The following is a 12,608-nucleotide window of genomic DNA, read 5'->3' as shown; positions in this document are numbered from 1 at the left end:
GCATTGGTCTGACGCTTTGCTCTGGTGAGGGCCGCGTGTTGAGTTCGGATTGAAACAACAGTCACACAGCAACTGATAAGGAGTTTTTATGTTGGACCACACAAACAAGCCCCTTCGTTGGGGCTTTTTTACGCCCTCACCTTCGATGCTCCCAAGCCGGGCATGGCGGTTGCTGTCACCTGCATGCCTAGGTAGCCTTCGCAACCTACGGGCAACTTAGCGAATGAAAGGAAGCATTATGGATAAAGATCGAATCAAAGGCGCAGCCCACGAAGTCAAGGGTGCTGTAAAGGAAGCCGCCGGCAAAGTCTCCGGAAGTCATAGTACCGAGGCCAAAGGAAAAGCCGAAAAGGCAGCCGGAACCGTAGAACGTAAAGTCGGCGAAGCGAAAGACGCCGTACGAGACGCCGTTAAAAAATAACCTTACGTTTAACCATGCCCTCTTCGGAGGGCATTTTTATGCCCTTACGCTCGGTGCGTCTTCAGCCAATCGCGCAGAGCATGATTCATACGAGTCTGTCAGCCGTCGCCACCGGCCTTATTTCGGATTTTTTGTGGGATTGATTCGACCCTTTTCCAAAATCTTCGCGAGTTCAAGACGATTTGAACGACTTTAGAACCAAATGACTTAATTAGAGAGGGCTAATGGATTACCATATTAATGAAACAGAATATATCCGTGCCTATCAATATGTACATAGGTCACGAAACGGCTCTTGAGCCATGCCCGACTACAACATTATCAGTCTTCATAAGGAAATGCCGATGCGCTTGAATCTGCCTGTCTCGAAACGTGAGTACCCTTTTCCCAGCGGTGCAACGTTGGTTTCAGTCACTGACCCAAAGGGCCGCATTCTGTACTGCAACGAGATGTTTGCTGAAGTGAGTGGCTTCACCATGGACGAACTGCTCGGGCAGCCTCACAATTTAATTCGTCATCCCGATATTCCGGAAGAGACCTTTCGGGATCTCTGGCAAACCATACAAGAGGGGCGGCCGTGGTCTGCAGTTCTGAAAAACCGACGCAAGGATGGTTCATATTATTGGGTAGTGGCCAATGTCACGCCTCTATCCGATGATGGCGAGCCTATCGGCTACATGTCGGTTCGCACAGAAGCGACCCGCGAGCAAATCGAGTCTGCAGAGCGGCTATGTGAGCAAATGCGCAGCGAGAAAGAAGCTGGCCGTCTCACTACGGTATTTCGTAGAGGACGTATTTTGCGACTCACTCTTCTAGGGCGCCTATCTGAAATACTGCGCCCAGACTTTTCCACGAAGATACTGTTAAGTTTGGCGCTGCTAGCTGCTGCGGTAGGCGGCCTGACCTGGTTGGGGCAACAACCCTCTACCCCACTCGCTTGGACTACGGCGGCATGTGCGATAGTGGTATTGCTATTGTGGTACGTCATGCAGCGGTGGTTCGTAACGCCTATTGATGCGCTAATACGAAGCGCCAACCGTATTGCTGCCTGCGATCTCACGCAGGTTATTGTCCGAGACCGCAACGATCGCTACGGAGAACTACAAGCTGCATTGGGGCAAATGAGCGTTAATCTGCAGTCCATCGTACGCGATGCACGAGACCAAAATATGCGTATGCTTTCCGGGGTACACGGCATGTCGAGCGACACCGCCGAATTGGCGCGGCGCACCGAAGGCCAAGCTGCAAATTTGCAGCAAACCGCAACAGCACTAGAGCAGATCACAGCCGCCGCGCGCGCCACGTCCGAGTCTGCGCGAAGTGTCGCGGAGGCGTCTACACAAACAGTGGCTATAACCGAGCGCAGTGCAGACTCAGTTGAGGAGTTGGGACAAACCATGGAGGCAATACGCGACGCCTCCGTTCGCATCCACGATATCATCAAAGTGATCGACAGCATCGCATTCCAGACCAATATTCTTGCGTTAAACGCCGCAGTGGAGGCAGCCAGAGCCGGCGAAGCAGGTAAAGGCTTTGCCGTGGTCGCCTCCGAGGTCAGAGCCTTATCCCAACGAACATCGACAGCCGCAGCGGAGATAGCTGCGCTAATCACGGAATCAAGCGCTTGCATTGGCGAAGGGCACCAAAAGAGCAAGGCCGCCCTGGCGTCCATGACCGACGCCGTCGCAGGCATTCGCAACGTGCATACAGCCGTGAGCGAGATCGACCAAGTGATGACCGAGCAACTGGGCGGAATATCGCAAATCAATTCAGCGGTTAGCAGTCTGGATGGCGCAACACAAGAAAACGTGGCGTTTTCTGCTGCCATGGCTGAGGCAACGCGAGAGCTGGAACGGCTTGCGGAAGCCACCACCGAAACCGTACGCGTTTTTCGCGTCGAGTCCGGCCCTCAAGAAATGCGTGATGCCGTAACCCTGCGTCGTGAGACAAAACAGAGAATGGATCAGCCTGCTTTAACTCAAGCGTAGCCGCAGGAATAAGGTTGCGCGATCCATCCAATCCCAGCCCTCTAAGTGGGGCTCCTTATCCCCGGCGCTAACGTAACGCTACTTATCAGGATTACCGCCAACGCCATAATTACCGGGCCTAGCCAGTCATAACCTATCGGCCTCGCGCCGAACCGCGCCCCGTTTGCATGCGGCCATGCACCGACTTCGCGTTTTTGAGCCCCGAGTTGCCAGAGTTGCCACCCAGCCCGGGCCAGCGCGGTTGCTTCAGTACAGGCTTGGCGTTCGCAGGCACCACTGCCGTTTGGTCTTGCTTCTGATCGTCGTCTTTCTTGTCCATTTTTTCCCTACTTTACTTTCATGTGGCCGGAACGGGTTTGCTACGACCAACCCATCAGCATAGGCCAGATCCCAGAATAAAGCTCGGCGTCACCTCGTCCGCCAGAAAACCGGGGTTGCACCCGACGCCATCTTGTCCATCAATCCTACTGGCAATCTGGTTGGCGCCCGGTAGGCATCTAGTCCAAATAGGGGGTAGCCGCGATAACGCTCACTGAGCCAAAATAAGTGGTTTGGTGTACTTTTAAGGAAGACATGACAGTTAGTTATGGAAAGTTCGTCGGTGAATTAAGCAAAGGAATAAAGGGCTTGATTCTCGCCTATGACATGGATAAAGCAAACGGCCGCTGCGTGCTTTATCTGAAAACCACAAATCAGAAGATATTCATTGAGAAGGCGGTGATTCAGCAGGCCCGAACAGAAGCGATATCTATTCTGCGAGCCAAGATCGTCGAGGGACTAGGCGATATAGCCGTCTTAACGTTAAAACTTCAAGACGACTCATTGATCTTAGAGGACGGAAATCCAGACGTTAAATCAAGCACGCGAGTCCGGACACAGTAATATGCGCAGTACCCTGCTCAGCAGTAAAAGCCCTTGCCTCATATAGCTTTAATGATGTCCCACTCCGGATCCTCTTCGAGCGCGACTTTTCCATCTGCCGACCACACGCGCCATATCTTTACTGTCGCTGTGGTCGTTCCGGAGACACTGTAACCAATCGCTCTGACTGTAAAGTCAGACCCTGCGTCCTCTATCAATTCTATGAAAACCAAACGCCCACCGCGGGTCGCATAGTAACCAAGCTGTGTAATGATTCTGATGCTCTTGCCCATTGCGCTACCTCCGGCGAGCGTTGTTAGGAGCGCGCAATGCGCATCCGACAAGACCATTTTGGACGCTTACTTATTTAACTCAATAGGTTAAGTGTCAAGCAATGCAAACCCAGCAGCTGATTAATTGGTGTGTTTACTGATAACCGCTTTGACAACGGCCCCGCCTACGACAACGCGATAGGTAACTGGTAAATAGCAGCCCTATAACAACGGAATGAGCCCAGCTGGAGATATGAAAACGCAGTTAAGCGCAGGTGATGCTATTACTCCTTACGTATCAATAGAACCACTCCGGCTGGATCGTTTGTCCACCGCCCTTCCCGACCCTGACTTGCCTGTCCTTGAAACCCTAAAACGACATCCTACATGCCCATATACTGGCAATGCGTAACCGGCATTCCAAAAAAAAAGCCGAACCCAATGCTTAAAAGGGCTCGACCTGTTATCCAATCGCTCTGCCTGCTCACCGATTTTAGCGAGCGCAGCAGCGCGATTAAACCACTTGAATCATAGTCGCTTGAGGGCCTTTCTGCCCAGCTGTTGATACATACGACACGCGCTGGTTTTCTTCGAGGCTTTTATGGCCATCGCCCTGGATGTCGCTGTAGTGCGCGAAATGATCCTTGCCGCCGGATTCAGGCGAGATGAAGCCGAATCCCTTGTCATTGTTGAACCATTTCACGATGCCAAATTCTGTTTTCAATGTAAATCCTAAGTAGTGGGGAAAAATAACCCCGCAGTAAGTATAGGGGCCAAGGATCTACGATACCAGAACAGTTACCAAACAACTCTCTTCGCGCCTTCAAACATGCGACCAACTACATCAGCGCTATAGGTAAGGTCTCTGCATTCTACTTCTGCAGTAGGGTGAGGCTTTCACGAGACCGTTATCCGGGAAAAAGCGCACATTCTGCACTCCAGAGGATGGGGACACTCCGTTGATATAGCCATCGGCATATACCAAATCCATCTTAGTTCCATCCTGAAGGTAAAGCGTCCCATTAGCCAATTTGAAATTGCTTACCGAATCTCTGCCGTTCCGGGAGGAGCAAGACACGCCCCGGCCATCTTCGTCAATACGCAGCGTGATTGAAGAGGAGCCGTTTGTTCCAGTCCAAAGTCCAGCATAAGACTTATTTATCGGCTTTGGCACAACGCCGGAATATCGGTTGGAGGCCATGTCACCCATGGACAAAGCGCATCCCGACACTAAGAGCACCATCGAAACTGAAAGGAGCGATCTCATAATGCCTCCATTAATTAGCATTACGAAGAATATACTCCAGCCAACTATTCACGATCCATTTTCAGCCCGGATGCGTCTATCCGAAAACGAGCCCTGACTTATTCCGACACAGGTGACTGACTAAGATACTGCGCCACGGCCTCAAATGCAGGTATCGTCGTTGGATCATTTGCAGCGTTGCTGGCAATTGGGTTCGATGCATAGCGCACAATCACCATCTCGGCCCCTGGGTCGATATAAATTCTCTGGCCATGTACTCCGCGAGCCGTAAAAGCGCCATTTTCATTATGTGTTATCCACCACATATTACGGTAGCTCCAGCCCTGTAAAAGCGGATATCCCCCCTTAGCGAATGCGTGCTTGTCACCGCCCTGCCGGATATCATCAACAACAGCCTTCGGCACAATTTGCTGCCCGTTGAGCCGGCCGTCATTTCGCAGCATTTCCCCGAAACGGGCTAGATCACGCAGGCCGGCGTTCAATCCGCCTCCTGCGAACGGCGTGCCGATCGAGTCGACCGTCATATAAGCATCCTGTTCGGCCCCCAGCCGACTCCAAATACGCTCGGAAAGCAACTCGGCTACGTTGCGCCCCGTCACTCTCGCAATCACCCAGCCCAATACGTCAGTATTGACGGTTTTATATCCAAAGCCTTCGCCGTGCTTACCCCGCGGTTTCACGGTTTGAAGAAACTCGTAATAGGTCCGCGGCCCCGTATAGTCTTTCGGTTTTGGCAAGGGATTGCCGGCCAGGGCGTGCGCCCAAACCTCAGCGCTGGGATCTTCGTAGTCCTCACTGTACTCAAGTCCCGTTGTCATATCGAGCACTTGACGCAAGGTAGCGTTACCGAAAGCCGACTGGGCAAGTTCTGGCACATAGTAGGAAACCGGCCTTTTAGCATCAAGTAGGCCTTCAGCCACCAGCATGGCGCCAAGCGTACCAACTACAGACTTAGTAACGGACATTACCGCGTGCTGACCGTTTTCTTTGAGCACTCCGAAATAACGCTCGTAGACGATACGCCCTCTATGCATAATTACTATGCCGTCGGTGTAGTTGGCCGCCAGAGACTCCTGCCAAGTCATAGACTGGGTGGTGCCAATCGGTGTAAAGCGTATTGCATCAATGTTCGCCTGCATCGCGCGAGGTAACGCGACGGGTGAGCCCAAACCTCGCGAGACATTGATCGTAGGCATTAATTGACGGAAGTTCGATATGCTCCAGCGCAAGGCAGGGAAACGGAAATAACTTCCGTCCTCGAACCGAACAGTTCTATCTTTAGAGGGAGGCGAGCCCACCATCCAACCCAGCACAGCCGGGTCGCTGGCGTCCGCATCTAGAGCAGCGCGACGCTCTGAACTCGACGCATGCACAGCCAATGGCCCAAGCGATAACGTGGATGCCACAATGCCAATTAAGCAGGCCATATACCAACATACAGGACGGCGTTTAATCATTCTTTTACGCACAAAGGTGAAATTACCAGCCCGCCTGACCAGCGGCGTTTGCTTTCTCAAGACGCAATTGTCCTGCCCCCTAATGTATCAGAACGATTGGCTTTTGGGATCAAGCCAATCTGTTCGTAGTAGCGAATCATCTTCGCCGAGACACCGGAGAGCTTGGCCGCTTGACCGATATTCATCTTTCGCTCCTCCTGGGGAATTAATCAAATACCACCCGAAAAACCGGGAGGCTTACCTACGCTACGCGCCGATGCTTCTGCGGGCGTCGACCGTTATCGGTGCCTGGAAGCGCTTGAGCCGCAGCGCATTGCCGAGCACGAAGACACTGGAGAACGCCATCGCGGCCGCGGCGAAGATCGGCGAAAGCAAGGTGCCATTCACTGGGTAGAACGCGCCCGCTGCGACCGGGATCAGCACTGCGTTGTAGGCGAAGGCCCAGAACAGGTTCTGCTTGATGTTGCGGATCGTCGCCTGGCTGAGCGCGATGGCATTCGGCACGCCACGCAGATCGCCCGACATCAGCACCACGTCAGCCGCCTCGATCGCCACATCGGTCCCCGTACCGATGGCGAGCCCAACGTCCGCTTCGGCGAGTGCCGGCGCATCGTTGATGCCGTCGCCCACGAAGGCGACTCGCGCGCCATTGACTCGGAACTTCTTCAACGCCGCGACCTTGCCGTCGGGCAGGACCTCGGCCGCGACTTCATCGATGCCGAGCTGCCTGGCAATCGCTGCGGCGGTCGCCGCATTGTCGCCGGTGATCATCGCGACCTTCAGTCCGAGCGCATGCAACGCCTTGATCGCCTCGGGCGTCGTCTCCTTGATCGGATCGGCGACCGCGATCACCGCGGCCAAGCGGCCGTCGATCGCGGCATAGAGTGGGCTCTTGCCTTGCTCGCCGAGACGCTGGGCGGTTGGCAGGAAACTCGCCACGTCAAGACCGAGCTGCGTCATGAACCGGTCCGCGCCGACGGCAACGGTACGACCGGCGACCTTGGCCGACACGCCGAAGCCCGGAGTTGCGTCGAAGCTCTCGATGGGTGCCAGGGTAAGGTTCAACTGCTTGGCGGCAGCGACGATCGATTCGGCGATCGGGTGCTCGGAGCGAGTTTCGACCGCTGCAACAAGAGCGAGCACTTCGTTGTATTCGAAGCCCTCGGCGGGGACGAGGTCGGTCAGCTCGGGGCGTCCTTTTGTCAGTGTGCCGGTCTTGTCGAGCGCGATGACGCTCACATCGCGCAGCGCCTGCAACGCTTCGCCCTTGCGAAAGAGCACACCGAGCTCGGCCGCACGGCCCGTACCAACCATGATCGAGGTCGGCGTAGCCAGCCCCATCGCGCACGGACAGGCAATAATGAGAACTGCGACCGCATTAACGAGCGCAAAGGTCAGCGCCGGGGCCGGACCGAAGATCAGCCAGACCAGGAAGGTCAGCGCGGCCGCTGCCATCACCGCCGGGACAAACCACATTGTCACCTTGTCGACCAGCGCCTGGATCGGCAGCTTGGAACCTTGCGCTTGCTCGACCAGGCGAATGATCTGCGCGAGCACCGTATTCGCGCCGATCTTGGTGACGCGGAAACTGAAAGCGCCCGTTTTGTTGATCGTGCCGCCGACGACTTCGGCGCCCACCCCCTTCGACACTGGCACCGGCTCGCCGGTGATCATGCTCTCGTCAACATAAGAGGCACCCTCGACGACCTCACCGTCGACCGGAACCTTCTCGCCCGGACGAACGAGCACGATGTCACCGGCCCTCACCTGATCGAGCGCAATCTCGACCGTATCGCCGTTGCGCTGGACGCGCGCGGTCTTGGCCTGAAGTCCGACGAGCCGCTTGATCGCCTGCGAGGTTCGCCCCTTGGCGCGCGCCTCCAGTGTGCGTCCGAGCAGGATCAAGGTAACAATGACCGCGGCGGCCTCGAAATAGACGTTGGCGGTGCCCTGCGGTAGCACTTCAGGGACGAAGGTTGCAACAATCGAATAGCCATAAGCCGCTGCGGTACCGACCGAGACCAGCGAGTTCATGTCGGGGGCGCCGCGCAGCAACGCCGGTACGCCCTTGCGGAAAAAGCGCAGACCCGGACCGAACAGGACCAGGGTGGTGAGCGCGAACTGCACATACCAGTTGGTCTGCTGCCCCAGGACTCCCATCACCCAATGATGCATGGCGGGAATAAGGTGCGAGCCCATCTCGAGGATGAAGACGGGCAAGGTAAGGATGGCTGCAGTGAGGAAAGAGCGTCGCAGTGCCCGTGCTTCGCTCTCACGACGCTCCGTGTCCTGATCGTCCGCATTCGCCGTCTCGGCGGACAAGCGGCGGGACTTGTAACCTGCCTGCTCGACCGCTGCTTCAAGGTCAGCCGTAGCGACGACGCCGGCAAGGTGACGCACCCGCGCGCGCTCGGTCGCCAGGTTGACATTGGCTTCGAGCACGCCCGGGAGTTGTGCGAGCGCTTTCTCCACCCGGCCCACACACGACGCACACGTCATGTCCTCGATCGCGAGCTCGGTCGTCTCTTCACGCACAGCGTAGCCGGCGCTCTCGATGGCGCGCACAGTCGCCTGCGGGTCGGCCAAGCCGGTGAACGTGATGTCGGCGCGCTCGGTGGCAAGATTGACCGCGGCCGTATGCACGCCGGGCACCGCTTTCAGCGCGCGCTCGACACGGCCCACGCACGATGCGCACGTCATGCCTTCGACCGGCAGGCTCAGACGATTGCCTAAGGACCTGGATGAATTGGAGCCTTGTTGGAGAGCAACGGAAGCCATTGAACTACCCCTTGAATGTTTGTATTGAAGCAAAGCTTAAAGTTTCCTACGATAGGAAGGTCAAGGCCTGTAAGTAATTTGTTTCATGCGGGGCGAATTCGGCATGTCATCTGCGCCGCCGCAGTTGTAATCAGCCTCTGAGCAAACTTCCCAGCCGCCGCCTTAGCGTGCTGTTTGCGGCGCCATAGGCTTTGAAGGCATTGTCGGTTTCCTGTAGGGCGCGCAACACGGCCCGGTCATACACGATCAACGCCTCCCTGGTGCGTGGCGAACGCCGCGCTAAGTACATCTTTTACGAGATCGCGGACCATCATGTAAGCCGCGTTCTTCACGACATGACAGTCCATATCGCTGAAGATCATCATGAGGACTGAGAAAGCGCTTTAGCCTGGGTCTCGTCAACCAATTACCGGCCTCCACGGCACGAGCCTGAATCCCAGGCCGTCATCAAGCACGACAAACCGCTCACTGGCGAGCAGCTGCCCGATCTTTTCTATAGTTCACTTTCCTGTCGGGTATCAGGTTTCGGTGCTGCGGAAGGTTAGCTATGACCCTGCATGGAGTGGCTTACTCGTCATATGGCAGGAAAACCAGAACAAGCAAGGTGCAGATACCCACGCAACCGAAGGCGTAATCGTACCGGCCGCTGAACGCGACGAAAGTCGCGAAAGCAGTAGGAACCAGCATGTTGACTAAACTGATCAGGATGCTGGATCCCGCAGCAGTTTCGGAAATCATGCCAGGAGGTGAACGCCGCGCGATTTCGGCAATTTGCACGCCATTCCAGCTTGCGGCAGAACAACCAGCAAGAAATACCAAGGTCACCACGGCCCATAACGGCCAGGTGGTGTCGCTCAACCCCAGCAGCACCGTTGTTGCTGCAGACACTATCGCTGCGATGGACAATGTTGCGGTGGCTGAGTGGACTCGGTCCGATATCCAGCCGAGTACGATGCGACCAATAACGCCTCCTACTTGCATGATGGCAAATACGATACCTGCCAACCCCAGTGAGAAATCCAATTCATCGATCAAATAAATCACGGTGAAGGTGAACCAGCAGCTTTGGGAGACCGCGAATAGACTGCCGACGACAGACATTTTTAACAGGCCGCGGCTGTGCGCCAAGGATTGCAAGGGCACACGAAGAGCCCGCAATGATTGCAAATTCGGCAAACTGAAGAGCCGGCGTCTAGAGGCCGCCGACTCATCCAGTCGACCGCCTATGCGCCAAGTCAACACTGTTGTCAAAATAACTAAAAACGCGCAGATGAACACCGCAGCGCGCCACCCTGCCACAAGGACGATTGATGGGATTACCAACCCTGCGATGACGCCGCCTAAAGGGACGCCGGCTTGCTTAATGGAAAATATAAGGTTGCGCTTGTCAGGCGGAGAGAACCGCTGCAAGACTTCGCTGCCCGCTGGATTGGCGGTGCCATTGCTCAACCCCATCAGAAAGCATGCCGCCAGAGCGATGCTGATGCTTGGATGCAGAAAAAGAGCCATGCTGGCCGCACCTAATAACAGGGTGAATTGCATGGTGCGCATCCCGCCGATTTGTTTAAGCAGCGTTGACCCCCCGACCAGAATGGCAAGGCCGCCTAAAGAATTGGCTGCGGTCAAATAACCAATAGAACTACCGTCCCATCCGAATTCATTTGACATGGCGGGAGCAACAATAGGAATAAGTCGCGCTAGAAACGCTGTAGTGGTTTGCAGGATGAAAATTGCCGCTACAGGAGCAAACCAGCCAGGCACTGCCAATGACATCAATATCTCAGCTATCTATGAGTTGGAATGCTTCAGAAGAATGACAAGGTAGATACTTTGTATTGCATTTCGTTGTGTATTATCGTGTCGTTTTGTCACGGCAATGCTAGCATAACCTTCCTCTGCTGCTGGCGACGGATATACCTGCCGCCGATACTTCAGTCTCGACACTACAAGTAAGAGCAAGCACTTGGCCCACAGATGTTATCGATGGTACATTTGCGCAATATGTCAGATGACCGAGCATCCTGCCTAACTACAAAGCCCAATAGGTTATGTAAAAATTGATCAGGTTGCTATTCACTTCCCTTCTCTTCTCGCTTTCCGGTGCCGCTGCTGGTCAAGCCTGTACGATTGCCTCGGTATACGATGGCGACAGCTTGCGTGTGCGCTGCTCTTACGCAAAAGAAACGATTCCGATACAGCTTTCGCAGATAGACGCTCCCGAGCTTCAGCAGGATCATGGCAAAACGTCGCGCGATTTTCTACGATTCATTTGCCCTGTGGGTATGAAGGTTCAAATTCAAAACCACGGCGAAGATCGGCAGAAACGTACATTAGCCACCGTAACCTGCAATGATATCAATGCGAATGTTGCAATGGTAATGGCCGGTCATGCCTGGGTTTATGATCGGTACGCATCAGCCGCGAAACTTTATAAAGTTCAAGAAGAAGCGCGAGCAAACCATACGGGGCTGTGGCGCCGTCCACATCCAGTCGCGCCATGGGAGTTCAGGAAGATGGGCCGCTGAGCCCTGGTTATGAAGATGATGGATGCGAACGAACCGGTAAATCTATGACAGAGCATCAATTTTTCGTTCTTGCCGACCTGCTTGGACTGCGCCCCTCGGATCGCGACGCTGCGCACGCGGTGATTTTTGACGGTAAAGAGTTAACCACTGCGGCGACCGCTATTGCTAAGAGGTTGCGCGAAGCCGACGCAACGATCCGATGCGCATATGTTATCCATGGACCTATGGAGTTCCGCATTACGGTTGGGCATCGCGATACGCACCGTGCACCAGGGGCGGTGCCCCTGGCAATTGGTGATATGGTTCGCCTGATTGCCCATTCGACTGAGCATTGGATATCCATACGCATTACTGCCCTGCCGGAAACGCCCACTGATTACTATAGTGGCGTTATTGTCGAGCAAATGGTCAAGGCCAGTCGCTACCAGGTAGGAAACGGCGTCAGATTTAGCGAAGATCAGGTAGTGACCGAAGCACCGACGGCGGCATCGACACCGCGCAGCCGACATTAATCTACATCGTTATCCGCTGGCGAGCGTGATCACTTAATCGAAAACATCGTAAAGGATGTCAGCTACCACTGCAGTCGCTACGCCAATCAGGATCAGGTCAGACCCAGCAACACGCCATTCGTAACCTGGGTATCTTGGCAGACGACCAAGCAACAACCCCGGCACCATCTTCTTTTCAATACCTGGGGGGAGGGGTTTGCCACGCGCCAAATTTTTGCGGATGCCGGGAGGCAATGAAGAGTAGCCGGTCAGGCCGTAATCGACCGCATATCCATGCGCCAATGTCGCGGTGATACCCGCATACACAAGACCGGTGACCGCATCACCCCCGCGATGGCGGCCGCTGGCATCCCTGCGATCATCGAAATAATCGTAGTTGCGCCCACGCGAATCGTAGCCGCTGCGCCCAGCACTACTGGCTTGATCCCCTTTGTTGCTTCCCTGCTTGCCCTGCTCGCTCGAATTGCTTTTGTTCGAATTACCTTTGTTCGAATTACCATTACTCGAGTTGCTTTTGCTCGAATTGC

The 12,608-nt window shown here is 55.0% G+C and carries 12 protein-coding genes and 1 pseudogene; 5 read left to right on the top strand and 8 right to left on the bottom strand.

Annotation, left to right across the window (positions count from 1 at the left end; translation table 11 throughout):
• Nucleotides 1–238: 238 nt before the first annotated feature.
• Both ABWO67_RS15640 and ABWO67_RS15635 read left to right on the top strand, forming a co-directional pair.
• Nucleotides 239–421, top strand: coding sequence for a CsbD family protein (locus tag ABWO67_RS15640; RefSeq protein WP_353153153.1), 183 nt, complete (start codon nucleotides 239–241; stop codon nucleotides 419–421).
• A 344-nt stretch (nucleotides 422–765) separates the two neighbouring features.
• Entirely contained in the window at nucleotides 766–2,409 is a 1,644-nt protein-coding gene (locus ABWO67_RS15635; RefSeq protein ID WP_353153151.1) for a methyl-accepting chemotaxis protein, read from the top strand.
• A 133-nt stretch (nucleotides 2,410–2,542) separates the two neighbouring features.
• On the opposite strand, the gene ABWO67_RS15630 is transcribed toward ABWO67_RS15635, so the two are convergent.
• Nucleotides 2,543–2,728: a hypothetical protein gene (locus tag ABWO67_RS15630; RefSeq protein WP_353153149.1), complete on the bottom strand. Its 186-nt coding sequence runs from the start codon at nucleotides 2,726–2,728 to the stop codon at nucleotides 2,543–2,545.
• 254 nt (nucleotides 2,729–2,982) lie between these two features.
• Between ABWO67_RS15630 and ABWO67_RS15625 the strand changes: the two genes are divergently transcribed.
• Nucleotides 2,983–3,291, top strand: coding sequence for a hypothetical protein (locus ABWO67_RS15625; protein WP_353153147.1), 309 nt, complete (start codon nucleotides 2,983–2,985; stop codon nucleotides 3,289–3,291).
• Nucleotides 3,292–4,056: 765 nt separating this feature from the next.
• Here ABWO67_RS15625 and ABWO67_RS15620 read toward each other — a convergent pair.
• The 6 genes and pseudogenes from ABWO67_RS15620 to ABWO67_RS15590 all read right to left on the bottom strand — a co-directional run bounded on the left by ABWO67_RS15620 (nucleotide 4,057) and on the right by ABWO67_RS15590 (nucleotide 10,817).
• The gene (locus ABWO67_RS15620) at nucleotides 4,057–4,266 is read right to left on the bottom strand and encodes a cold-shock protein (protein ID WP_353153145.1); all 210 of its coding nucleotides are present in this window, start codon (nucleotides 4,264–4,266) and stop codon (nucleotides 4,057–4,059) included.
• A gap of 126 nt (nucleotides 4,267–4,392) precedes the next feature.
• Nucleotides 4,393–4,809, bottom strand: a complete 417-nt coding sequence (locus ABWO67_RS15615; protein WP_353153143.1) for a J517_1871 family lipoprotein — start codon at nucleotides 4,807–4,809, stop codon at nucleotides 4,393–4,395.
• A 98-nt stretch (nucleotides 4,810–4,907) separates the two neighbouring features.
• Nucleotides 4,908–6,110 carry a serine hydrolase domain-containing protein gene (locus ABWO67_RS15610; protein ID WP_353153155.1) on the bottom strand — a complete coding sequence of 401 codons (1,203 nt, stop codon included), beginning with the start codon at nucleotides 6,108–6,110 and terminating at the stop codon, nucleotides 4,908–4,910.
• A gap of 242 nt (nucleotides 6,111–6,352) precedes the next feature.
• Nucleotides 6,353–6,451 (bottom strand): annotated as a pseudogene (locus ABWO67_RS15605) (MerR family DNA-binding transcriptional regulator); the annotation flags it as partial.
• A 61-nt stretch (nucleotides 6,452–6,512) separates the two neighbouring features.
• Complete coding sequence (locus ABWO67_RS15600; RefSeq protein ID WP_353153141.1) at nucleotides 6,513–9,044, bottom strand: heavy metal translocating P-type ATPase; 2,532 nt, start codon at nucleotides 9,042–9,044, stop codon at nucleotides 6,513–6,515.
• 567 nt (nucleotides 9,045–9,611) lie between these two features.
• Nucleotides 9,612–10,817, bottom strand: a complete 1,206-nt coding sequence (locus ABWO67_RS15590) for an MFS transporter (RefSeq protein WP_353153139.1) — start codon at nucleotides 10,815–10,817, stop codon at nucleotides 9,612–9,614.
• A gap of 284 nt (nucleotides 10,818–11,101) precedes the next feature.
• On the opposite strand from ABWO67_RS15590, the gene ABWO67_RS15585 reads away from it, so the two are divergent.
• Entirely contained in the window at nucleotides 11,102–11,569 is a 468-nt protein-coding gene (locus tag ABWO67_RS15585; RefSeq protein ID WP_353153137.1) for a thermonuclease family protein, read from the top strand.
• Nucleotides 11,570–11,613: 44 nt separating this feature from the next.
• Nucleotides 11,614–12,081, top strand: coding sequence for an alpha/beta hydrolase (locus tag ABWO67_RS15580; RefSeq protein ID WP_353153135.1), 468 nt, complete (start codon nucleotides 11,614–11,616; stop codon nucleotides 12,079–12,081).
• Nucleotides 12,082–12,114: 33 nt separating this feature from the next.
• On the opposite strand, the gene ABWO67_RS15575 is transcribed toward ABWO67_RS15580, so the two are convergent.
• Nucleotides 12,115–12,608, bottom strand: a 494-nt coding sequence (locus tag ABWO67_RS15575) for an anti-virulence regulator CigR family protein (RefSeq protein WP_353153133.1), incomplete at its 5' end; no start/stop codon positions are given.

This window comes from Pollutimonas bauzanensis, from assembly GCF_040393045.1.
Lineage (GTDB): Bacteria > Pseudomonadota > Gammaproteobacteria > Burkholderiales > Burkholderiaceae_B > Pollutimonas > Pollutimonas bauzanensis_A.
Note: the sequence above shows the minus strand (reverse complement) of the source record. Positions and strands in the feature narration are given on the sequence as shown.

What these genes read in the sequence shown, in the direction of transcription:
- ABWO67_RS15640 (WP_353153153.1), top strand. Translation starts at nt 239, where the DNA reads ATGGATAAAGATCGAATCAAAGGCGCAGCCCACGAAGTCAAGGGTGCT.
- ABWO67_RS15635 (WP_353153151.1), top strand. Translation starts at nt 766, where the DNA reads ATGCGCTTGAATCTGCCTGTCTCGAAACGTGAGTACCCTTTTCCCAGC.
- ABWO67_RS15610 (WP_353153155.1), bottom strand. Translation starts at nt 6,110, where the DNA reads ATGGTGGGCTCGCCTCCCTCTAAAGATAGAACTGTTCGGTTCGAGGAC.
- ABWO67_RS15630 (WP_353153149.1), bottom strand. Translation starts at nt 2,728, where the DNA reads ATGGACAAGAAAGACGACGATCAGAAGCAAGACCAAACGGCAGTGGTG.
- ABWO67_RS15590 (WP_353153139.1), bottom strand. Translation starts at nt 10,817, where the DNA reads ATGTCATTGGCAGTGCCTGGCTGGTTTGCTCCTGTAGCGGCAATTTTC.
- ABWO67_RS15600 (WP_353153141.1), bottom strand. Translation starts at nt 9,044, where the DNA reads ATGGCTTCCGTTGCTCTCCAACAAGGCTCCAATTCATCCAGGTCCTTA.
- ABWO67_RS15580 (WP_353153135.1), top strand. Translation starts at nt 11,614, where the DNA reads ATGACAGAGCATCAATTTTTCGTTCTTGCCGACCTGCTTGGACTGCGC.
- ABWO67_RS15615 (WP_353153143.1), bottom strand. Translation starts at nt 4,809, where the DNA reads ATGAGATCGCTCCTTTCAGTTTCGATGGTGCTCTTAGTGTCGGGATGC.
- ABWO67_RS15625 (WP_353153147.1), top strand. Translation starts at nt 2,983, where the DNA reads ATGACAGTTAGTTATGGAAAGTTCGTCGGTGAATTAAGCAAAGGAATA.